At 17.9% G+C, this 24974-nt stretch carries 20 protein-coding genes and 1 other RNA gene; 7 read left to right on the top strand and 14 right to left on the bottom strand.

What is annotated here, in order from left to right:
- The first annotated feature begins 5 nt into the window (after nucleotides 1-5).
- Both recB and recD read left to right on the top strand, forming a co-directional pair.
- Nucleotides 6-3554 (top strand): exodeoxyribonuclease V subunit beta, encoded by a 3549-nt coding sequence (recB, locus tag GJT95_RS02040; protein ID WP_169786104.1) that lies wholly within the window; start codon nucleotides 6-8, stop codon nucleotides 3552-3554.
- A gap of 32 nt (nucleotides 3555-3586) precedes the next feature.
- Nucleotides 3587-5431 carry an exodeoxyribonuclease V subunit alpha gene (gene recD, locus GJT95_RS02035; RefSeq protein WP_169786103.1) on the top strand — a complete coding sequence of 615 codons (1845 nt, stop codon included), beginning with the start codon at nucleotides 3587-3589 and terminating at the stop codon, nucleotides 5429-5431.
- A 53-nt stretch (nucleotides 5432-5484) separates the two neighbouring features.
- Here the strand turns inward: recD and rplS are convergent, their stop codons facing one another.
- The 5 genes from rplS to GJT95_RS02010 are packed head-to-tail and all read right to left on the bottom strand — an operon-like array spanning nucleotide 5485 to nucleotide 8793.
- Nucleotides 5485-5841, bottom strand: coding sequence for a 50S ribosomal protein L19 (gene rplS / locus GJT95_RS02030; protein WP_169786102.1), 357 nt, complete (start codon nucleotides 5839-5841; stop codon nucleotides 5485-5487).
- 18 nt (nucleotides 5842-5859) lie between these two features.
- Complete coding sequence (gene trmD, locus GJT95_RS02025; RefSeq protein WP_169786101.1) at nucleotides 5860-6612, bottom strand: tRNA (guanosine(37)-N1)-methyltransferase TrmD; 753 nt, start codon at nucleotides 6610-6612, stop codon at nucleotides 5860-5862.
- Nucleotides 6613-6643: 31 nt separating this feature from the next.
- Entirely contained in the window at nucleotides 6644-7168 is a 525-nt protein-coding gene (gene rimM, locus GJT95_RS02020; protein WP_169786100.1) for a ribosome maturation factor RimM, read from the bottom strand.
- 16 nt (nucleotides 7169-7184) lie between these two features.
- A complete protein-coding gene (gene rpsP, locus GJT95_RS02015; RefSeq protein ID WP_169786099.1) occupies nucleotides 7185-7409 on the bottom strand; it encodes a 30S ribosomal protein S16 in 225 nt (74 codons plus the stop codon).
- Between the two features lie 10 nt (nucleotides 7410-7419).
- Complete coding sequence (locus tag GJT95_RS02010; protein ID WP_169786098.1) at nucleotides 7420-8793, bottom strand: signal recognition particle protein; 1374 nt, start codon at nucleotides 8791-8793, stop codon at nucleotides 7420-7422.
- A gap of 174 nt (nucleotides 8794-8967) precedes the next feature.
- Here GJT95_RS02010 and GJT95_RS02005 point away from each other — a divergent pair, with 174 nt between their 5' ends.
- Complete coding sequence (locus GJT95_RS02005; protein WP_169786150.1) at nucleotides 8968-9714, top strand: Nif3-like dinuclear metal center hexameric protein; 747 nt, start codon at nucleotides 8968-8970, stop codon at nucleotides 9712-9714.
- Between the two features lie 81 nt (nucleotides 9715-9795).
- Entirely contained in the window at nucleotides 9796-11190 is a 1395-nt protein-coding gene (locus GJT95_RS02000; RefSeq protein WP_169786097.1) for a basic amino acid/polyamine antiporter, read from the top strand.
- Nucleotides 11191-11250: 60 nt separating this feature from the next.
- On the opposite strand, the gene nrdB is transcribed toward GJT95_RS02000, so the two are convergent.
- The 4 genes from nrdB to priA form a co-directional block, all read right to left on the bottom strand.
- Entirely contained in the window at nucleotides 11251-12381 is a 1131-nt protein-coding gene (gene nrdB / locus GJT95_RS01995; RefSeq protein WP_169786096.1) for a class Ia ribonucleoside-diphosphate reductase subunit beta, read from the bottom strand.
- 37 nt (nucleotides 12382-12418) lie between these two features.
- Complete coding sequence (nrdA, locus tag GJT95_RS01990; RefSeq protein ID WP_169786095.1) at nucleotides 12419-14701, bottom strand: class 1a ribonucleoside-diphosphate reductase subunit alpha; 2283 nt, start codon at nucleotides 14699-14701, stop codon at nucleotides 12419-12421.
- A 597-nt stretch (nucleotides 14702-15298) separates the two neighbouring features.
- A complete protein-coding gene (gene mnmG / locus GJT95_RS01985) occupies nucleotides 15299-17176 on the bottom strand; it encodes a tRNA uridine-5-carboxymethylaminomethyl(34) synthesis enzyme MnmG (RefSeq protein WP_169786094.1) in 1878 nt (625 codons plus the stop codon).
- A gap of 53 nt (nucleotides 17177-17229) precedes the next feature.
- Nucleotides 17230-19335 carry a replication restart helicase PriA gene (gene priA, locus GJT95_RS01980; protein ID WP_169786093.1) on the bottom strand — a complete coding sequence of 702 codons (2106 nt, stop codon included), beginning with the start codon at nucleotides 19333-19335 and terminating at the stop codon, nucleotides 17230-17232.
- A 93-nt stretch (nucleotides 19336-19428) separates the two neighbouring features.
- Here priA and rpmE point away from each other — a divergent pair, with 93 nt between their 5' ends.
- Nucleotides 19429-19650 (top strand): 50S ribosomal protein L31, encoded by a 222-nt coding sequence (rpmE, locus tag GJT95_RS01975; RefSeq protein WP_169767806.1) that lies wholly within the window; start codon nucleotides 19429-19431, stop codon nucleotides 19648-19650.
- Between the two features lie 90 nt (nucleotides 19651-19740).
- Here rpmE and rpmG read toward each other — a convergent pair whose 3' ends face one another.
- The 3 genes from rpmG to grpE form a co-directional block, all read right to left on the bottom strand.
- Nucleotides 19741-19905, bottom strand: coding sequence for a 50S ribosomal protein L33 (gene rpmG / locus GJT95_RS01970; protein WP_169786092.1), 165 nt, complete (start codon nucleotides 19903-19905; stop codon nucleotides 19741-19743).
- 13 nt (nucleotides 19906-19918) lie between these two features.
- A complete protein-coding gene (gene rpmB, locus GJT95_RS01965; RefSeq protein WP_169786091.1) occupies nucleotides 19919-20137 on the bottom strand; it encodes a 50S ribosomal protein L28 in 219 nt (72 codons plus the stop codon).
- An 89-nt stretch (nucleotides 20138-20226) separates the two neighbouring features.
- Nucleotides 20227-20973 carry a nucleotide exchange factor GrpE gene (gene grpE / locus GJT95_RS01960; RefSeq protein WP_169786090.1) on the bottom strand — a complete coding sequence of 249 codons (747 nt, stop codon included), beginning with the start codon at nucleotides 20971-20973 and terminating at the stop codon, nucleotides 20227-20229.
- A gap of 213 nt (nucleotides 20974-21186) precedes the next feature.
- Between grpE and smpB the strand changes: the two genes are divergently transcribed.
- Nucleotides 21187-21642, top strand: coding sequence for an SsrA-binding protein SmpB (smpB, locus tag GJT95_RS01955; RefSeq protein WP_169786089.1), 456 nt, complete (start codon nucleotides 21187-21189; stop codon nucleotides 21640-21642).
- Nucleotides 21643-21646: 4 nt separating this feature from the next.
- Nucleotides 21647-21999, top strand: a transfer-messenger RNA (tmRNA) gene (gene ssrA / locus GJT95_RS01950).
- Nucleotides 22000-22025: 26 nt separating this feature from the next.
- On the opposite strand, the gene GJT95_RS01945 is transcribed toward ssrA, so the two are convergent.
- Both GJT95_RS01945 and GJT95_RS01940 read right to left on the bottom strand, forming a co-directional pair.
- Nucleotides 22026-23843 (bottom strand): GTP-binding protein, encoded by a 1818-nt coding sequence (locus GJT95_RS01945; protein ID WP_169786088.1) that lies wholly within the window; start codon nucleotides 23841-23843, stop codon nucleotides 22026-22028.
- A 250-nt stretch (nucleotides 23844-24093) separates the two neighbouring features.
- Nucleotides 24094-24957, bottom strand: coding sequence for a 5'-3' exonuclease (locus GJT95_RS01940; protein ID WP_169786087.1), 864 nt, complete (start codon nucleotides 24955-24957; stop codon nucleotides 24094-24096).
- Nucleotides 24958-24974: the final 17 nt, after the last annotated feature.

Raw genomic sequence — 24974 nt, 5'->3', positions numbered from 1 at the left:
ACAATATGACAAATAAACTAACAAATTTTAAAGAATTTAATCCTTTTAAAGAAAATCTTAAGGGTCAATTTTTGATTGAAGCATCAGCAGGTACTGGTAAAACATTTAATATTATTATTATATATTTAAGAATGCTTTTAGGATTACATCAAAAAAATACAAATATAAAACCACTAAATGTAGAACAAATTCTAGTGGTAACTTTTACTGATATTGCAATACAAAATTTATATAAAAAAATTAAAAATAGTATTTATCTTTTAAGAATTGGATGCATACAAAAAAAAAGTAAATATGATATTATAAATAATATTATTAGAGAAATAAAAGATTATAAAAATGCTAATATTTTATTATTAAAAGCTGAAAAAAATATAAATAATGCATCTATTTATACAATACATTCTTTTTGTCAAAAAATTTTAAATTTAAAAAATTATGAAATTCATAATTTTTTATTTAATAAAAAAATTATTAATGATGAATTATTTTTACAAAGAAAGGCTTCTATAATATTTTGGAAAACATATTTATATGATTTACCTAAAGAAATAATAAAAATAATTTTATTATATTGGAAAACTCCAGATGATTTATTAAAAACATTATTACCATTGTTATCACAACAAAAATTACCAATTATAAAATATCCTTTTAAAAATCGGAATCTTTGTGTACAATTTTATAAAAACAAAAAATATATTAAAAACATAAAAAAATATTGGATAAAATATAAAAATAATATAATTAATATTATTAATAATTCTAATGTTAATAAACATATTTATAATAAAAAATTTATAAAAAATTGGATAAGTATTATTAATAAATGGAGTTTAATAGAAACTAAAAATTATTTCTTTCCTAAAGAATTATCTAGATTTTCTCAAAAAATATTAATTAATAATACTATTAATAATATTAATCCACCTATATATATATTATTTCAATATATTGACATTTTTATAAATAAAATTATTAATTTAAAATATCTAATAATTACTAAAGCAATCAAATATATAAAAAAATATGTGTTACAAAAAAAAAGGAATAATAACGAAATAAGTTTTAATGATTTATTAAATATTTTAAATAAAAGTTTAAATACTAGATTTGGTATTCAAATTATAGAAGATATAAGAAAATTATTTCCTGTAATATTAATAGATGAATTTCAAGATACAGATATACAACAATATAATATTTTAAAAAAAATTTATTTCAATCAAAATAATGATTTAATGATCCTAATAGGAGACCCTAAACAAGCAATTTATTCTTTTAGAGGTGCTGATATTTTTACTTATTTAAAAGCTTCATTAGAAATTAAACAATGTTATACATTAACATATAATTGGCGTTCTTCAAGCACCATGATTAATGGTATTAATAAATTATTTTCTAATAGAACTTATCCTTTTGTATTTAAAAATATAATATTCAATCCTATTAAATATTCATCAAAAAAATTAAATGATCATTTTATTATTAATAATAAAATAAAATCTGGAATAACTTTTTGGTTTATTGATAAAATAATGGATATAAATTTATATAGACAAAAAATATCATATATTTGTGCATATGAAATATGTCAGTTAATAATTTTAGGAGAAAAAGGACAAGCTTTTTTACAAAAAAATAATGAAAAAAAAAATATTAATATTTCAGATATAACTGTTATAGTTCGCAATAGATTTGAAGCCATAATTTTACAAAAAGAATTTGTAAAATTTAATTTACCTTTTATTTATTTATCTAATTCTAATAATATTTTTGAAAAACAAGAAGCTAAAGAATTATTTTTTTTATTAAAAACCATTTTAAAACCAAATAAAAAACAAAAAATTATAAATGTTTTATCAAGTACATTATTTAATATTAATTTATCTTTTTTTGATGAAAATAATCAAAAAAATTATATAGAAAAAATAATGAATAAATTTAATAAATATAAATTAATTTGGGAAAAATATGGAATTTTAAGTATGTTAGAAGAAATTTTTATACAAGATAAATTTATTTCTCAAATAAATATTTCAAATCAGTTTATGAGAAAAAAAATAAAAAATATTTTATATTTAGGTGAAATAATACAAACATCATGTTTTGATATAACAGATCTTAAAAAGACAATAGTATGGTTATTACAACAGATTAAATATACAAATAAAAATTTATTAAATCAACAAATAAAATTAAATAATAAAATTAATAAAATTAAAATTATGACTATACATAAATCTAAAGGATTACAATTTCCTATTGTTTGGTTACCATTTATTTCTTCAAATATTATTGAATTTATAAATAAAGATGGAATTATTTATCATAATAGAAAAAATTTTAAAATAACTTTAGATTTTATAAAAGATGAAGAAAGTAAAAAATTATTTTTAGAAGAAACTCTTTCTGAAAATTTAAGATTATTATATGTTTCTTTAACTAGATCAATTTTTCATTGTAGTATTGGTATTACTAATTTAAAATTTTATAATTTTAAAAAAAAAAATTTATATTTATCTTATATAAATGCTTTAAATTTTCTATTAAAAAAAAAAAATAATATTTCAAATACTGATTTGAAAAAAATTTTATATAATTTAAAAGATAAAAATATTTCTATTAAAATTTTTAATAAAAAAAAAAAAATAAAATTAGATCATGATATTTATACAAGACTAGAAAATAAAAAATTATTTACATTACCAGTAAAAAACTTTTATTTTAAAAATAAAATAATATCTAGTTTTTCTAAAATAAAAAAACAACAAAATTTTAATTTAAATTATTTTAGTATTAATTATCAATATAATTTTTTAAATTTAACTAAAAATAGTGGGAAAAAAACACAATATAATTTTCCTATAGGGAAAAATATAGGAATTATTATTCATAAAATTTTAGAAAAATTAGATTTTACAAAAAATATTTCTAGAAGTTTTATTAAAAAAGAATTAATGGAAACAAATATTAATGTGACTTGGCATATTATGATAACTAATTGGTTTAATAATATTTTAAATATACCAATAGGTAAAAATAAAATTATTTTACATCAGATAAATAATCATGAAAAAAAAACAGAATTTAAATTTTATTTATCTATAAAAAAAGATTTTTCTTCTATAGAATATAATAATATTATAAATAAATATGACATTATTTCTAATAAATTAAATAAATTAAATTTTCAAACAATTAATGGATTTTTATCAGGAATTATAGATTTAATATTTTTATGGAAAAACAAATTTTACATTATAGATTATAAATCAAGTTGGTTAGGTAATAATAACAAAGATTATAAAACAAAAAATCTTGAAAAAGATATATATTTAAATCGTTATGATATACAATATCAATTTTATACATTAGCTTTACATAAATATTTAAAATATCGTATTAAAAATTATAATTATAATAAATGTTTTGGAGGTGTTATTTATTTCTATATTAGAGGTTTTGATCATAAAATAAAAAAATATAATGGTGTTTGGGAAACAAAACCATCAATCAAATTAATTGATAAATTAAATAAATTATTTTTATAAAATGATATTTAATAGATATTGAATAAAATAACATGTATTTATTTTTAAAAAAATTATGTAAAATTAAAATTATTCGTTTAATTGATTTATATTTAGCATCTATACTAACAAATAAAAAAAAAGATTTATTAATGTTTGCTATTGCTTTACTTAGCAATTATATTGGCAAAGGTAATATTTGTTTGCCCATATCTAAATTATATTTAGATATAAATATTAAAAATAATAAAAATAGTTTTTTATTAAAAAAAATAAAAGAAATTAATAAAATTAAAAATTGGAAAGAAATTTTATCTTCTTATAAAGATATTGTTAGTAATGGAGAAAAAAATACTCCTATTATTTTAATAAATAATTATTTGTATTTACATAAAATGTGGTATGAAGAAAATATAATAGTAAAAAATTTTCTTAATAATAATTTTTCTTTTATAGAACCAAAAAAAATAAAAAAAATTTTGAAATTATTATGTAATAAAACAGATGTTATACAACAAGAAGCTATTTGTTCAGCATTAACTCATAAAATTAGTATAATTACTGGATCTCCTGGTACAGGAAAAACTAGTATAATATCAAAAATAATTTTTGCATTTATAAAAATTTTTAATACAAATTTAAAAATAAAAATTGTAGCTACTACTGGTAAAGCTGCAGTTAGATTAACACAATCTATTAATCATTTTTTTAAAAATTTTTCTGATAAAATAATAGATAAAAAAAAAAGAGCAAATATTCCTAAAAAAGCAACTACTATACATCATTTATTAAAAATGGAAATTTATACTAAAGAAATTAAATTTAATGATTTAAATCAACTTAATATAGATTTGTTAATTATCGATGAATCATCGATGATTGATTTTAATTTAATGTCTATTATTTTAAATATTTTACCTAAAAAAACTAAATTAATTTTATTAGGAGATGAATATCAATTGCCTTCTATAGAATATGGAAATTTATTTAAAGATTTATGTTATTTTAAAAAATTTTGTTTTACAAAAAAGTATTTTTTATGGTTAAATTCTATAATTAAATATCAATATGAAAATAAAAATATACAAAAATTTTTTTTTCGTAATTTTATTACTGTTTTAAAATATAATTATAGATATGCAATAAATTCTGGTATTAATAAATTAGCTTTAAATATTAAGAATGGTAATCAAAAAAAAATTGAAAGAATTTTTTTATTAAAAAAATATAATGATATCGAATATTTTAATATGTTAAATATAAATAAATATAAATTAATGATATCTTTTTTTATTGAAGAATATAAGAAATATTTTATTTATTTACAAAAATATAAAAAATATGATATAAATATTTTGTATAAATTTAATAATTATCAAATTATATGTGCTATAAAATATGGATTGTTTGGTACAAAAAAAATTAATTCTATCATTGAAAAAGAATTATTAAGTAATAATATAATAAACATTAGTTCTCAGAAACACAATTGGTATGTAGGAAAACCTATAATTATTACCAAAAATGATAGCTATTTAAATTTATTTAATGGAGATATTGGCATTACTTTTTTAGATAAAAAAGATCAAAAATTAAAAATTAAGTTTTTTTTATTTAATGGGGAACAAAAAATTATATGCATTGAAAACTTACCGTCATATGAAATAGCATATGCAATAACAGCTCATAAATCACAAGGATCAGAATTTCAAAATATTGCATTAGTATTACCAAATAAATTTTATTCTGTATTAACTAGAGAATTAATTTATACTGCTATTACAAGAGCTAAAAAAAAAATTACTATCTACAGTAATAAAATTATTTTTTATAAAGCAATAAAATCTCAAATTAAAAGATTTTCTAATATTAAAAACAAAATCATTAATCACATATAAATATTTTATTTGTTTAAATAAATCCTCATATATTTTTATATAAAAATATTTAATTACATTAAACGTTCTTTAATACGTGCAGCTTTGCCTACTAATTTACGTAAATAATATAATTTTGCTTTTTTTACATAACCTTTTTTTTTTATTTTAATATCATTAATTATTTTAGAATATAAAGAAAAAACGCGTTCTATTCCAATACCATTTGATAATTTTCTAATGGTAAAAGAACAATTAAAACTATTTTTTTTAGAAATTGCAATTACAATACCTTCAAAAATTTGAACTCTTTTTTTTGAACCTTCTACAACCCAAATATGTATTTCTAATGTATCTCCTGATCTAAATAATGGAAATTTTTTATAATTTTTAATTTGTTCTTGTTCAATATAACTAATAATATTATTCATTATAATAACTCCAAAGTATTATCTTTTTTTTAAATAGGAATTTTTAAATTTATTAAATAAAAATTTTTCTTTTTTTGTTAATATTTTTTTTTTAAATAAATCTGGTCTTTTTAACCAGGTCATTCCTAATGATTGTTTTAATCTCCATTCTTTTATTTTTTTATGATTACCTGATATTAAAACTTTAGGAACATTATTATTTTTTAAAAATTTTAATATTTTAGGTTTAGTATAATTAGGAGATCCTAATAATCCATTATTAAAAAAAGAATCTGTAGTACATGACGAAATTGTATTTAACACACCAGGAATATTTCTTACTAAAACGTCTATTAAAACCATAGCTGGTAACTCTCCCCCACTAAGAATATAATCTCCTATTGAAATTTCTTCATCTACAAAATTATTAATTATACGTTCATCTATACCTTTATATCTACCACAAATAAATATCATTTTTTTATAAGATAATAATTTTTTAATACAAGATACATTTATTTTTTTACCTTGAGGAGATAAAAAAATAATTTTTACATGATGCTGCATTTGTAACTTTGCTTGATAAATAGTTCTTATTAAAGGTTTTGCTTTTAATATAACACCACCACCTCCTCCATAAATTAATGAATCTACTTTTTTATTTTTAGTAAAATCTCGAGGATTAAAAAAATTAATATTTAATAATTTTTTTTTTATACTTTTATTAATTAATCCATATTTTATAATTTCTTTAAACATTTCAGGAAATAAACTAATAACACTAATCCACATAAATATTTTATTATTTTATTTATTAAATAAATCATATATCCCAGTTTACTTTAATAAATTTATTAATTAAATCTATTTTAGTAATAATATTAGGTTCTATGAAAGGAATTAATATTTTTTTTTTATTAATTTTTAATAAATTAGATTTAATAATAAGAACATCATGTGTTTTCAAACTTATTAAATTAATAATTTTACCTAAAAAAAAATATTTATTAAATACATAACATCCAATTATTTCATACCAATAATATTCTTTTATATTTTTGTATTTTCTTAACTCATTTTTGAAAATAAAAATTTTTTTATTTTTTAAATTAGAAACATCATTAATATTATTTAAATTTTTAAATTTAACAATATAATTTTTTTTATAAACTTTATATTTATAAAATTTTATAAAACAAATATCTTTTATATTGTTTATTATAAATATTTTCTTATACAAAAAAATATTTTTTTTATTTTGAGTATAAGAATATAACTTAATCCATCCTTTTATTCCATACGTTTGACTAAATTGTCCTAAAATTATTTTTTTTTTTAAAATAGTCATAAATAAGTATATAAAATTATCTTATTAAACTATATACTCTTTTCGAAAGAATAGCTCCTTTAGATATCCAAAAATCTATTCTATTTTTATTAAAATGCAATCTTTTATTTAAATTTAAAGGATCAAAATAACCTAATTTTTCTATAAAACGTCCATCTCTAGAATTTCTACTATTTGTAACAATTATTTGATAAAAAGGTTTTTTCCTAATACCTTTTCTAGATAATCTAATTTTAACCATATATTATTCCTTAATTTTTAGAATTAAATATATTTTTTATATAACTAATTATTTTACTAAAATTATTATTTTTTTTCATTTTTTTAGTAACTAATTTCATTTGATTATATTGTTTTAGTATAACATTTATTCTAAAAATAGAAACTCCAGATCCTAATGATATTCTTTTTTTCCTAGAAAGATTTAATATACTAACATCATTTCTTTCAATTTTAGTCATAGAATTTATAATTGCTTTTGTATTTTTTATAATATTATCATCTATATTTAAAATATTCATAATTGGATTAGAAAAATTTTGAATATTATTCATTTTTATTTTACTTAAAAGATTGATAATATTTTTACTACCTACTGTTTTTATTTGTTTTATTTGTTCTAAAAAATCTTGTAAATTTAATTTATGTTTATTTTTTAATTTTTCTATTAATTTTTTATTTTTTTTTAAATTAATCTTTTTTTTTATATTATCAATAATAGATAATTCAGAAGACATACCTAATATTTTAGAAGCAATTATTTCTGGAGAAAATATTGACATATTATTTATTTTTTCTCCAGTACCAATAAATTTAATAGGTTTTTTTATTATATATTTAACAGACAAAATAGCTCCTCCTCTAGTATCACTATCAGTTTTAGTTAAAAAAATTCCAGTAATAGGTAAAGTAGTATTAAATTTTTTAGCACTATTAATAGAATCTTGACCTGTCATTGCATCAATAGTAAAAATAGTTTCTATAGGAGATAATATCTTATAAATATCTTTAATTTCATTCATCATAAAATGGTCTATATGAAGTCTACCTGCTGTATCAACTATTAATATATCATAAAAATTTTTTTTAGCATAATTAAGTGCCTTTTTAGAAATATCTATTGGATACAAATTTTTATTTACATTAAAATAATCAATTTTTATTTTTTCTGCTAAAATTTTTAATTGTTCCATAGCAGCAGGTCTATATACATCTGTTGATGTAACAATAATTTTTTTTTTGTATTTTTTCTTTAAAAAATACGCTAATTTTATTACACTCGTTGTTTTTCCAACTCCTTGTAATCCTGTAAATAAAATTACAGCAGGAGGTTGAATTGCCATATTAATATTTTTGTCAGGAGAATCCATAATTTTAATTAAATTTTTATATACTAATTTTATAAATTCTTGTCCTGGAGTAAAATTATTATTAATTTTTTTACCAATAGAATCTTTTTTAATATTTTTAATAAAATTTTTTATAACTTCTAAAGCAACATCTGCTTCTAATAAATTAATATAAATTTTATCTAAAATTTCTTGTATATTTTTTTCTGTTAAACGTCCATAATTTTTAATTTTTAATAATGTTTCAGATAATTTTTTACTTAGATTTTTAAACATAAAGTTTCCTTATATTTTATTTTATAAATATAAAATTAAATTTTATTTATTTATAATATATAATTTTTTTAAAATTAAAATAAATATATCTATTTTAAAAAAAATATTTAATTATATAAAATATAAAAAATTATATATATTAATTATATTAATAAAAAAAAATTAATTAATATGATAAAAAATATAATATTAGAAAAAATAATTAATAATAAGTTAAAAACTAATTTAAATATACAAGATTACATTCCTAATGGTCTACAAATAGAAGGGAAAAAACATATAAAAAATATTATACTTGGAGTAAGTGCTTGTCAACAATTATTAAATATTGCAATTAAACTTAAAGCTGATGCTATTATTGTTCATCATGGATATTTTTGGAATAATGAATCTCCAGTTATTAAAGGATTTAAAAAAAAAAGAATATATACCTTATTAAGGAAAAATATTAATTTATATAGTTGGCATCTACCTTTAGATATTAATGAAAAAATAGGAAATAATATTTATTTAGCTCAAATTTTAGATATAAAAATACAAGGTAAAATTAATCCTTTTATTTTTTACGGTTATTTAAAAAATAAAATTAGTATTAAAAAATTTCTTTTAAAAATAAAAAATAAATTAAATCGTATTCCATTACATTTCGGTAAAAATGCACCTAAAAAAATTTATAAAATTGCTTGGTGTAGTGGAGCAGGACAAAAATTTTTGGAAAAAGTTTTATATTTTAATGTAGACGTATTTTTAACAGGAGAAATATCAGAAATGAATTTACATATTGCAAATGAAAATAAAATTCATTTTATTAGTGCAGGACATCATGCAACAGAAAAAGGTGGTGTTATTATGTTAGGTAAATGGTTGAAAAAAAAATTAAAATTAAAAACTCATTTTATAGATATATATAATCCAATATAAAATTTTTAAAATTATATTTTTAATAAAATCTTATTTAAATAAATTAAAAAATTATTTATTAATATAATTAAAGGAATTATTTTGAATAAAAAATTAAATTTAATAGCACTTACATCATTAGTTCTTAATTCTATGTTAGGGGCTGGAGTATTTAGTTTACCCCAAAATATGGCTATGATTGCAAGTCCTTTAGCCTTAATAATAGGTTGGAGTATAACTGGTATAGGTATTATTTTTTTAGCTTTATCGTTATTATTACTTAATAAATTAGAACCTAATTTACAAGGAGGAATTTTTTCTTATGCTAAAAATGGATTTGGTAATTTAATTGGGTTTTATTCTACATGGGGATATTGGTTATGTGCTGTTATTGCTAATATTTCTTATTTAGTAATTGTATTTTCTGCAATAGGAATTCTAATTGACACTCCAAATCATATTATCTTTGGTTGTGGTAATACATGGATATCTATCTTAGGAGCTTCTATATTATTATGGATAATTCATTTTTTATTATTAAAAGGAACACAAACAGCTTCTAATATTAATATAATTACTACATTATGTAAATTAATTCCTTTAACTATTTTTATAGTTTTAACTTGTATAGTTTTTAATTTTAAATTATTTAGTATAGATTTATTAGGGTTACAAACCAAAATTTCTATTTTTAAACAAGTTAAAGATACTATGTTAATTACTTTATGGGTATTTATTGGTTTAGAAGGTGCTGTTATTCTTTCAAATAAAGCAAAAAATTCTAAAGATGTAGGTAAAGCAACATTATTAGCAGTTCTGATTGCTTTATTTATATATTTACTTATATCTTTATTACCCTTCGGTATTATGTCTAGATTAGATTTATCTAAGATAAAAAATCCTTCAATGGCTAGTATTATGACTGTTTTAATTGGGAAATGGGGAGATATTTTTATTTCTTTAGGATTAATTATATCAGTATGTGGTTCATACCTTAGTTGGACTATAATGGCTGCAGAAGTGCCTTGGATAGCTGCTAAAAATAAAATTTTTCCTAAAATATTATCTAAACAAAATGATTATCAAGCTCCATCATATGCTTTGTGGTTTACTAATATTAGTATGCAAATATGTTTAATATTAATTTGGATAACTAAAATAAATTATAATAAATTATTAACTATTGCATCTGAAATGATATTGGTACCATATTTTTTAGTTGGTGCTTATTTAGTAAATATATCTTGTAGAAAAAAAATTAACAAGTTTAATTTATTTATTGGCATAGGTTCATGTATTTACTCTATTTGGTTATTATATGCAGCTGGGTTTATAAATCTATTATTATCTTTAATATTATATACACCTGGATTAATATTTTTATTATTAATTAAAACTATAAATCCAAAAATTCTTTTTTTGAATAAAATAGAAAAATTATTATGTTTTATTTTATTTATTACGTTTTTTTATGCTTTATATTTTTTATTTAATTAAAATTTTAAAATAAAAAATATATCATGACTGTTATATATAATAGTCATGATATTACTAGAATTAAAGTTTAAAATTTTTAAATTCTTGAATATTTACAGAAGAATCTATTTGTCCTATTAAATAGGAACTTATTTCTACTTCTTGAGGAGCCATTTGTACATTATCAGATATTAACCAAGAATTAATCCATGGAAGAGGATTTTTTTTAATTTTAAAAGGTGATTTCAAACCTACTTTTTCCATACTAACATTAGTAATATATTTTATATATTGACATAATATATTTTTATTTAAACCTATCATTGATCCATTAGAAAATAAATATTCTGCCCATTGTTGTTCTTGTATAGAAGCATCAAGAAATAATTTATAACATTGTTTTTCACACTCAAGCGCAATTTTTGCTGTTTCTTTATCTTCTTCTCCTTTTCTCATACTATTAATTATATATTGTGTTCCAACTAAATGTAAATATTCATCACGTGCTATAAATCTAATAATTTTAGCATTACCTTCCATTAATTCTCTTTCAGCAAAAGCAAAAGAACAAGCAAAACTTACATAAAATCTTATTGCTTCTAAAATATTAACACTCATTAAACATAAATATAATTTTTTTTTTAAGTCATATAAATTAATTTTAATTTTTTTTTTTTTCAATAAAAAAGTACCTTCTCCAAATAAATGCCAGTAATTAGACATTTCAATAAGTTCGTCATAATATTTAATAATATCTTTTGTTCTAAGAAGAATATTATTATTAGTAATAATATCATCAAAAATTATTGATGGATCATTTACAATATTTCTAATAATATGAGTATAAGATCTTGAATGTATTGTTTCAAAAAATGACCAAGTTTCCACCCATGTTTCTAATTCTGGGATAGAAATTAAAGGAAGAAAAGCTATATTAGGACTGCGACCTTGAATTGAATCTAATAAAGTTTGATATTTTAAATTACTAATAAATATATGTTTTTCGTTTTTTGGTAAATTTTGATAATGGATACGGTCATATGATATATCTATTTCTTCAGGTCTCCAAAAAAAGCTTAATTGTTTTTCAATTAACTTTTCAAAAATTTGATGTTTTTGTTGATCATAACGTGCAATATTTACAGATTGTCCAAAAAACATAGGTTCTTTTAATTGATTATTTTTTTTTTTTGAAAAAGTAGTATAACTCATTTTATTATCCAAAGAAAAATTTAAAATTATTTAAAAACTAAATTATACAAGAACCATTTAAACATATATTATTTTTTTCTAAAATATTATTATTATAAATTTTCTGAGCTCCATCTCTAGTATTTTGATAATATAATGTTTTTATACCTAATTTATAAGAAATTAATAAATCATATAATAATTGTTTCATTGGTATTTTATTCTTTTTAAAACGAGTAGGATCATAATTAATATTTGAAGAAATAGATTGATCTATAAATTTTTGTATTATACCTATTAAATTTAAATATCCATTATTATTTGGAATATTCCATAATAATTCATATTTTTTTTTTAATTTTAAAAATTCAGGAACTACTTGTTTTAAAGTACCATTTTTAGATGCTTTTATACTAATAAATCCTCTAGGTGGTTCTATACCATTAGTAGCATTTGATATTTGAGAAGAAGTTTCAGAAGGCATTATAGCAGATAAAGTAGAATTACGTAATCCATATTTTTTTATATTTTTTCTTAATTTTTCCCAATTATGATGTAATTTTTCTGTATGGATATTATCCACATATTTTTTATATGTATCTATAGGTAAAATACCCATTGAATAATTTGTTTCTTTAAACAAAGGACAATAACCTTCAATTTTTGCTAAATTATTAGATGCTTGTAATAAATAATATTGTATTGTTTCAAATGTTCTATGTGTTAAATTATTTGCACTATTATCAGAATAACGTACATTATTTTTTGCTAAATAATAAGCAAAATTAATAACTCCTATACCTAAAGGTCTACGACCTAAAGCTGAATTTTTTGCTGCAGGAATTAAATATTTTTGATAATCTAATAAACAATTTAATGCTCTTACAATTAAATCTGATAAATTTTTAATTTCATTTAAATTCTTAATTTTTCCTAAATTAAATGCAGCTAAAGTACATAATCCTATTTCACCTTTAAAATCATTAATATTATCTAATATTTTAGTAGGTAAAGTAATTTCTAAACAAAGATTTGATTGTCTTATTGGAGCAATTTTAGGATTAAAAGCAGAATGTGTATTACAATGATCAACATTCTGAATATATATTCTTCCTGTTGAAGTACGTTCTTGCATCATTAATGTAAATAAATTAACAGCACTAATAGTTTTTTTTCTAATTTTGTTATTTTTTTCATATTTCTTATAAAGATTATTGAATTTTTTTTGATTTGAAAAAAAATATTCATATAAATCAGGAACATCTGAAGGACTAAATAAAGTAATTTTTTTTCCATTAATTAAACGTTGATATAATATTTTATTAATTTGTACACAATAATCTAGATGTCTTACTCTATTATCTTCTACACCTCTATTATTTTTTAATACTAATAAATTACTTATTTCTAAATGCCATAAAGGATAAAATAATGTACCTGCTCCTCCTCTTACACCTCCTTGTGAACATGATTTAATAGCAGTTTGAAAATGTTTATAAAAAGGAATACAACCAGTATGAAATGCTTCCCCATTTCTAATAGGACTACCTAAAGCACGTATACGTCCTCCATTAATACCAATTCCTGCTTTTTGAGATACATATTTTACTATGCTACTAGTTGTAGCATTAATAGAATCAATATTATCACCACATTCAATTAAAATACATGAACTAAATTGTTTAGTTAAAGTACGCACTCCAGACATTATAGGTGTAGGTAAAGAAATTTTAAAAGTAGAAATAGCATTATAAAAATTTTTAATATAATAAATTCTTTCATTTACAGGATATTGAGAAAATAAACAGGCTGCAATTAATATATATAAAAATTGAGCACTTTCATAAATTTTACCTGTTATTCTATCTTTTATTAAGTATTTACCTTCTAATTGTTTTACTGCTGCATATGAAAAATTCATATCACGATTATGATTAAGAAATTTTTCCATAATTAAAAAATCTTTTTCAGTATATTTTTTTAAAAGTAATGAATCATATTTTTTTAAAAAAATCATATTTTTTACATGATTATATAATTTTGGAGGAGTAAATGTTCCATATGCTTCTTTTCTAAAATATGATATAGCTAATCTAGCTGCCATATACTGATAATCAGGATTTTCTTCTGAAATAAGATCTGCTGTAATTTTAATTATAATATTATGAATTTTAACTGTACTAATTTTATTATATAATTGTAAACATAATTGTTTTTTTATTTGTAAAAAAGATATATTTTTTAAATTTTGAGCAGTACGAGATAATAAAACATTTATTTTTTTCATATCTATTAATTCTTTACATTTATTTCTTTTAATAACAAATAAATTTTTTTTCATATAAATACCTTTTAAAATAAAAAATATTCATAATATTTATTAAATAAATTTAAAATATAACTAATTAAAATTAAAAAAAATAATTTTATATAAAAATTTATTTTTGTTTAAAAATATAAATTACAAAAATAATTAATATTATACTTTATTTTAGTATCTTATCTTAATAAGAATATTATATGTAAAATAGGAGACAATATATCATTATAAATATAAAATATTTTTTTAAATAAAATTTTAATTAAATATATTTAACATTATATTCTATTTTAATTATTTTAATTTATATATTTATTTTTAAATATTACTGAAAATTTTTTATTAAAAATATATACGATATATAATTTTAATCATATTATTTAAATTTTTTAATAATATTCTAATAATATATTTATTTAATTAAATACTCTACTAAATATTATCTATTTTAGATAATTTTAAATTTATAGTTTTTTTTTAATTATTATCAAAAATAATAATATTAATAAATTTTATATTTTTAATTAAAAAATTATTTTTTACATATAAATAATAAAATTTTAAAAAATATATATTAGATTATCAATATAAATTTATTAAATAATAAATTTATGTTAATTACTTATTCTTTAACAAATAAATCATAAGTATTGAAATATCTGCTGGTGTTATTCCAGGTATTCTTGAAGCTTGTCCAAGAGTATAAGGTTTATAATGATTAAATTTATCTATTGCTTCATGAGATAAACTTTTAATATTATTAAATTTAATATTTATAGGTATAAATATATTTTCATTTTTTTTTTGTTTTTTTATATGTTCTTCTTGTCTTTTAATATATCCTTGATATTTTAATTGTGTTTCAATATATTCAAAAATTTCTGTTTTATTTTTATCAAAAGATAATATATTTAATTTTATTAAATCTTTATAAGATATTTCAGAACGTTTTAATAAATTAATACCATTAATATTTTTTATATTAGATGTTTTTAATAAATATTTAAATTTTTTCAATTTTTGTTTATCATTAAAATTAATAGAAAAATTTTTAATTTTTTGATATTCTTGTTCAATATTTTCTAATTTTTCATTAAATTTCTTCCAACGAAAATCATCTACTAAACCTAATTTACGTCCTATTTCTGTTAATCTTATATCAGCATTATTTTCTCTTAATAATAATCTATATTCTGCTCTTGATGTAAACATACGATATGGTTCTTTTGTACCTAATGTACATAAATCATCTAATAAAACTCCTATATATGCCTGATTTCTTAATGGATACCATTGTTTTTTATCATCTATTAAAAGAGAAGCATTTAATCCAGCTATTAATCCTTGTGCTGCAGCTTCTTCATAACCAGTAGTTCCATTAATTTGTCCTGCAAAAAATAATCTTTTTATAAATTTACTTTCCATTGTAAGTTTCAACCCTCTAGGATCATAAAAATCATATTCTACAGCATATCCTGGTCTAGTAATATATGCATTTTCTAAACCTTTAATTGATTTTATAATTAAAAATTGTATTTTAAATGGCAAACTAGTAGAAATTCCATTAGGATATATTTCATGATTAATAATACCTTCTGGTTCTAAAAAAATTTGATGTTTTTCTTTATTTGAAAATCTAATAATTTTATCTTCAATAGATGGACAATATCTAGGTCCTTTAGCTTTTATTAAGCCACTATATATAGGACTTTTAATTATATTATCTAATATAATTTGATGTGTATTTTTATTAGTATATGTAATATAACAAGGTAATTGTTTAGGATGTTGTTTTGCATTTCCAATATAAGAAAAAAATGGCAAAGGATTATCACTATTTTGTATTTCTAATTCAGAGAAATTAATACTTCTTTTATCAAGACGAGGAGGTGTTCCTGTTTTTAATCTTCCTTTATTAATTGGTAATTCATTTAAAAAACTAGCTAAATGAATAGATGAAATATCATTAATTCTTCCTCCTATATATTGATTATTTAATCCAATATAAATTTTTCCATTTAAAAAAGTACCAGTAGTTAAAATTACAACTCTTGCATTAATAATATCATTATTCATAGTTATAATGCCGGTTATTTTATAATTTTTAATTATAATTTTTTTTACTTCTTGTTGAAAAATAAACAAATTTTTTTCTTTTTGTAATAAATATTTTATTTGATTTTTATATAATTCTCTGTCTATTTGTACTCTTGTAGATCTAACAGCTGGACCTTTACTATAATTAAGTATTTTAAAATTAATACCGGAATAATCAATTGCAGTAGCCATAATACCATTTAATGCATCTATTTCTTTTACTAAATGACTTTTACCAACACCTCCTATTGCTGGATTACAAGACATTTGTCCAATTGTATCTATATTATTTGTAATTAAAAGAGTTTTTTTTTTCATTTTAGCACTAGCTAAAGCAGCTTCAGTACCTGCATGTCCACCACCTATTACTATTACATCAAATTTATTAAAATCACACATATATTATATACCAAAGTTTAAAATATCTAATTATTCTATATTAAAATTAATAATTAAATCGGATCAACATTAATAATAAATTTAATTTTATTAAAAAATACAATTTTTTTTATAATAGAAAAAATATATTTTATAATTAACTGTAATTGTTTTTTTGAAAAATGTTGTAAAATTAATTGTTTTCTAAAAAAACCTTTTCTTTTACATTGTTTTAATGATAAAGGTCCAATAATAATAAAATTTTTTTCATTTATATATTTTTTTTGTACTTTTTTTTTAAAAATATTTAAAAAATTTAATAAAATTTTTTTATTTTTAGATTCAAAAACTATAGAAATATGCTTAGTAAAAGGAGGTAATAACATTAATTTTCTTTCTTTTAAAAGAAAATTAGTTATATCATAATAATTTTTATATTCTTTAAAAATTTTTAAAAATATTTTATTTTGTGGATAATATGTTTGAATAATAACCGTTTTTTTTTTTTTATCTAAATGATTATTTAATATATTAAAAATATACTGTATAAAATATTCTGTAGCTTTAAAATTTTTAGAAAATAAAATATCATCTATATTAAAAAATATAATTAAACTATTTTTTAAAATAGAAAAATATTCTTTATATAAAATTTGAGATGAAATAATTATTAATGGTTTTTTATTATCAATAAGTAAAATTTTTTTAAAAAAATTATTATTATTAATATTTAAAATTAATATATTTGGAAAAACATTATTTAATAATTCAATTAATTGTTCTGTACCGATACCTATCGGTATAAAAAAATTTTTTTTACAAAATGGACACATAGTAAACATATTAATAGTTTTTTTACAACAATAACAATATAATTTCCAAAGTTTTTTATAAAAAATTAAATTACTATTACAATCTATACATTTTAAAATTTTTTGACAAAAATTACATAAAATATTAATTGAATATCCAATATATTTATTATAAATAATAATTTGTTCATTATTTTTAATACATTTTAATATCATTTGTATTAAAATATTAGAAAATAATTGAGATCTAAATGTTTTTTTATTTTTATCTATTATCAAAAATTTAAAAAAATTTTTATATAAAATTGTTGTATTATTTTTAAATAAAAATTTATATTTACCAATATTTATATTGTATATTGTTTCTATATTTAATGTATTAGAACTTAATATTATAGGAATATTTTCTGTTTTAGCTCTTAAAATAGCTATATTTCGTGTATTATATTTATATATATTTGTTTTTCTATATATAAAGTTATGTTCTTCTGTTAGGATTATTAATCCTAATTGTAAAAACTGTGTAAAAATAGAAAATTTAGTACCTATAATAATAGATATTATCCCGTTTTTAATATTTTCCCATATTGGCAATGTTTTTTTATTGGTAAAATTTGAATATAATAAACAGATATGTATATCTAATTTAGATAAAAAATATTCATATAATTGAAAAAAAAAATAATATTGAGGAACTATTATTAGTATTTGTTTTTTTTGTAATAAAACTTTTTTAATAATATTTAAATATATATTAATTTTTTCTAAAAAAATAATATTATTTTGTGTAATCCAAACAAAAAATTTATTTTTGTGATATTTTTCTTCAAAATTTTTTAGTATGTTTTGTATATTTTCTTTATAAAAACTATTATTTTTTTTTTTTTGAATAGAATTAAATTGATTTTTATATAAACAAGTACATTTTTTGTTATGAAATGTAAAATTAATTTTTTTAAAATTATAATAATTTATAACTTTAATATTATTTAGAAAATTATTTTTTTTTACTTTTAAAGTATCTGATAATTCTTCTAAAGAATTATTTTTTTTTCTAAAAAAAATAGGTAATATTTGAAATAAGATGCTTCCAATAGGATATTGATAATATTGAGAAATTTTTTTTGCAAAATCTAATATTAAAGAATTAAAAAGTGATTTTTTATCTAAAACTTTAGATATAAATTTTAATTTATCTATAGGTTTTTTAGAAGAAGAAGTAATTTTTATTACTATACCTATATAATTTTTTTTTTTAATCGATATTAAAACTCTACATCCAATTGAAATAATAGTATTTTTTGGTAATAAATAATCAAATTTATTATTTATAATAGAATTATTAATTACAACTTTAATAATTTTCATGATTTAAAATTTTTATTTTTTATAAAATTTACTTGTAATAAAATTTTTTATTTATAAAATATATAAATTACTTCTAATAAAAAATAATTATATATGAAAAAAAATATTCATCCTCAATGTAATAATATTACAGCTAAATGTTCATGTGGTAATTTAATTAATATTAAATCAACTTTAAAAAATAATAAAGAATTAAATTTAGATGTTTGTTATTTATGTCATCCTTTTTATACAGGTAAACAAAAGATTACAGACAACAAAGGACGTGTTGAAAAATTTAGAAAAAAATTTAAAAATTTTCAAATATTTAAATAAATATTTAATTTTAAATAATTATATTAAAATTAATCAATAATGATTAATAAAAAAAATCATTATTGATTAATAATTAATAAAAAAATTATTTTATTTTATTTTTTTTTCTTTATATAAAATATGTTTTCTTAATAAAGGATCAAATTTTTTTAAAAATAATTTTTTTGTATTTTTTTTATTTTTAGTAGTAGTATAAAAATGTCCAGTTTTAGCAGATGAAACTAATTTAATTATTACACGTTTTTTTTTTGCCATAAAATTATTATCCTTATTTTTTATTAAATTTTATATTTTCTATCCCTTTTTTATCAATTAATCTTATTCCTTTTGCAGACACTTTTAAAGTAATAAATTTTTTTTCTTTAATTAACCAAAATTTATGATAATGAATATTTGGTAAAAATTTTCTTTTAGTTGCATTCATCGCATGAGAACGATTATTACCTTTTATTGTTTTTTTATTAGTTATTTGACAAATTTTAGTCATTTATTAATTCCTTAATAATGTTTAATTATTAAAATAATAATATGTTCATTACTATATAATAGTAAATAAACATATTATTAATATTTATATTAATTATTTATATTTTCTTTTATTTTAGATACAATAACCATTGCAGGTCTTAATAATCTTTTATGAAGAAAATATCCTTTTTGTAAAATTTTTATTATATAATTTTCTTTTATTTTATCTGATTCAACTATTGACATTGCTTGATGTTTAGATGGATTAAAAGGTACATTAATTTCATTTATAATTGTTACACCAAATTTTTTAATTAATATTATTAATAATTGCAAAGTTAATTTAATACCTTCTATTATAGAAACTTTTAAAGAATTTTCTTCTTTATGTATTTTTAAATCTAAAGATCTTTCTAAATTATCTATAACAGGTAATAATTCATAAATAAATTTTTCTAAAGAAAATTTATAAGCATTTTCTATATCTAAAATTGATCTACGTCTCATATTTTCTATTTCAGATTGGGAATATAATTTTAAATCCAATATTTTTTGTCTTATCTTTTTAATTTTATTTTGTAATTCAAGAATTTTTATTTTTAATATGTCATTTTTTTCTTTAAAATATTCAATTGTATATTTTTTTTTATGTTTATTAATAGATAAACTATTATTTATATCATTTTTATCTAATTCTGTATTATTAACAGTGTTATCATTTTTATCTAATTCTGTATTATTAACAGTGTTGTCATTTTTATCTAATTCTGTATTATTAACAGTGTTGTCATTTTTATCTAATTCTGTATTATTAACAGTGTTGTCATTTTTTTTTTTTTCTATATTATTTTTCATATCTTATCCTTATAGGATTAATTTTTAATTATTTAAAACTATCTATTATAGATAGATAATAAATTTTATTTTGTATAAAAATAAAATTTTTGCAAGGTATTTAATTTTTATTAAATTAATTTTTTTATATAAAATAATTATTTTTTTTATACATTGTTTTTTATAAAAAAAAAAGTTATAATTTAAACATTCAAATAATAAAATTTCTTTATAATGGAAAAAAAATTTTTTATTTTTAATAAAAAAGTATATAATAATTTCTTTCTTAAAGAAAGAATTGATGCTGGTCTTATTTTAAAAGGTTGGGAAGTAAAATCTTTAAGATTAAATAAAGTGACTATTATAAATAGTTATGTAACTATTTATAATAAGAAAATTTATGTATATAATTTAAATATTAGTCCATTAAAAACAGTATGTAATCATATTAAATTTAATTCTAAAAGAATTAAAGAATTATTATTAAAAAAAAAAGAAATAGAATTTTTACAAAACTATATAAATAATAAAGGTTTTACAATTGTAGTAATTGGCTTATTTTGGAAAAAATCATGGTGCAAAATAAATCTTGCAGTTGTTAAAGGTAAAAAAAAATATGATAAAAGAAATATTTTAAAAAAAAAAATATGGAATATTAAAAAAGTACGTTTATTAAAAAAAAGTATTTAAATATGGGGCTGATTAGGATTTGACAAAGTTATAAAACTTAAAGAGCATGTCAAGGTACGGTAGGCCTTGTAAAAAAACCGTGTAAAGATAATTGCAGAAAATCAAAACTACGCTTTAGCAGCATAAAAAACTGTATAGGCTCTGTTTCTTATTATTTTCTTTTTAATAAAAAGTAAACAGTCATAAACAAAAAGATCGTATATAATTTGTCTGAAATTATATATTAAATTATTAAGACTAGATAATATTAAACTTTGTTTTATCAGTTTATATCATCGAATTTAAGATAAAACTAAACATGTAGTGCTGAGAGTGTAATAATTTTGGACGGGGGTTCGAATCCCCCCAGCTCCAGTAATATTTCATTGGATACTGTTTAATATTTAAATAATAAATTTAGTTAAATGTTTTTTTCTAATACGAATTGATTTAGGTGTAATTTCTATTAATTCATCATATTGAATAAAATCTATTGCTTCTTCTAAAGATATTTTTTTTATAGGTATTAAATTTATAGGATTATCACTACCTGATGCTCTCATATTTGAGAGTTTTTTATTAATTAGACAATTTACAAGAAGATTATTTGATTTATTATGTATTCCTATTATTTGTCCTCTATAAATTTTATCTCCAGGATTAATTAATAATTTACCTTTTGATTGTAAATTATATAGAGAAAATGCAACAGCATAACCTTCTTTATTTGAAATTAAAACACCATTATTTCTTTTATGTATTATATCATATTTATTTATATCATAATGACTAAAAAAAGAATTTATTATACCATTTCCTGATGTTATATTTATAAATTCATTACGAAAACCAATTAAACCTTTACTTGAAATAATTGCTTCAATTTTAACTCTATTATTAGAATTATTTAAAATAATATTATTTATTATAGCTTTTTTTTTATTTAATACTTGGATTATATTACCTTTTTTATTTTGCATAAAATCTAAAATTAATACTTCAAATGGTTCTTTTTTTTTACCATTAATAATTTTAGATATAATTTGTGGTTTTGATACTGATAATTCAAATCCTTCTTTTCTCATGTTTTCTATAAGCATAGCAAGATGTAATTCTCCTCTTCCAGAAACCATAAAAATATTATTATTTTTAGTTTTTTCTATATGTAAAGCTACATCATATAAACAAACTTTATTAATTTTATGAAATATTTTATTAGATGTTAAATGTTTTCCTTCCATTCCTGAAAATGGAGAATCATTTACCTGAAATAACATACTAATTTTTGGTTTTTCTATTTTTAATCTTGGAAGAGATTTATAATTATTTATATCACAAATTGTATCAGAAATATTAATATTTTCAAATCCTGTTCCTGCTATACCTACAATATCACCAGCTTGAGCATTATTTGCATATACATTTTTTAATCCTATATTAAATATTATATATAAAACTTTAATTTTTTTAATTTTATTATTTTTATTTATAAAAATTAGTTGTTGATTTATTGTAATTTTACCTCTTTTTATTAAACCGATACAAATATTACCAATATAATTGTTATATTCTATTTGGGATATTTGCATTTGAAATGGTTTGTTAATATTACATTTGGGATAAGGGACATAATCAATAATAGTTTTATATATAATATCCATATTATTATACATTTTATTTATATCATTTCCTGACATTCCTTTAAGGGCAGATGTATATATTATAGGAAAATTAAGTTGATCATCAGAAGCATTTAGATCTATAAATAAATCAAATATTTGGTCAATAACCCAATTTGTTCTAATAAATTTTCTATCTACTTTATTTATTATTACAATAGGTTTAAATTTATATAAAAATGCTTTTGATGTAACAAATCGTGTTTGAGGCATAGGACCTTCAATAGCATCTACTAATAATAAAACAGAATCTACCATTGACAAAATACGTTCTACTTCTGCACTAAAATCTGCATGTCCTGGAGTGTCAATAATATTGATTTTATAATCTTTCCAAAAAATAGATGTATTTTTTGAAAAAATAGTTATACCTTTTTCTTTTTCTAATTCACTAGAGTCCATTAATCTGTTGTTATTATTTTTATTATGTAATAAATTTTTAACGTTTTTAAAACTATCAGATTCTTGTAATAATTTATCTATTAATGTTGTTTTTCCATGATCTATATGTGCTACTATGGCTATATTACGTATTTTTTTCATAAAATCTCTGATAGAATAATAGTATTTTAAACTAATTAAAATTTTTTAATTTATAAAAAATAATTTTTATTATTATTTTAATTACTAAATTAAATAACCTTAATTATATTTATTATTAGAATAAAGATAACATATATTTTTGTAAAAAAATATGTATTGATATTTATCAATATTATATATTTAAAATATTTAAACAAATGTTAATTTTTAAATTTTATAAAATTTATTATAATAATATTAACTAAAATTATTATTTATTAATTAATTTATTAAATTCATACAATTTAAATAAATATTTTAAATAATTTTTTTTTGGTTTAATTTTAGTTTTAAAATTTAAATATTCTTGATCAAGAATAATGTTAGTTTTAATCGTTGTTAATTTATGATATAAAAATACTAATTTTTTATATTTTATTAATTTTTTTTTTATATTTTCTCCTCCTCTAAAACTAATATTATTAATTTTTTTTATATTATGATAAATATTTTTTAAATTTCCTAGTTTATTAATTAATTTTTGACTTGTTTTAGCCCCTATTCCTGGGACCCCAGGAATATTATCTATAGAATCTCCACTTAATGCTAAGAAATCACTAATAAATTTTGGGTATACTCCATATTTATTATATATTTCTTGTGGTCCAGAAATAGAGTAATTAATTGGATTTATTATTTTAATATTTTTTGTAACTAATTGAGATATATCTTTATCTAAACTAAAAATAAAAATTAAATAATTTTTTTTTTCTGCATATATTGATAAAGTACCAATAATATCATCAGCTTCTGTATTTTTTATAGATATAATATTATATCCCATAGCCTGTATAATTTTATACAAAGGTTTAATTTGTATAACTAAATTATTCGGCATATTAACTCTAGTTAATTTATATTTACTAAAAATCTTTTTTCTAAAAGATTCTCCTTTAGTATCAAATATAATTAAAAAATAACTATTAATATTCATGTTTACAATTTTATTAAAAATATTAATAAAACCATATACTGCACCAGTAGGATATCCTTTACTATTAATTAAATTAGGTAAAGCATAATATGCACGGTATAAACAAAATGTTCCATCTATTAAAATTATTTTTTTTTTCATATATTTATATTACTAAA

Origin of the sequence: Enterobacteriaceae endosymbiont of Donacia crassipes (assembly GCF_012569785.1) — a bacterium.
In the GTDB taxonomy this organism is placed as follows: Bacteria; Pseudomonadota; Gammaproteobacteria; order Enterobacterales; family Enterobacteriaceae.
The sequence above is the reverse complement of the archived record's forward strand: the minus strand, read 5'-3'. Positions and strand labels throughout refer to the sequence as shown.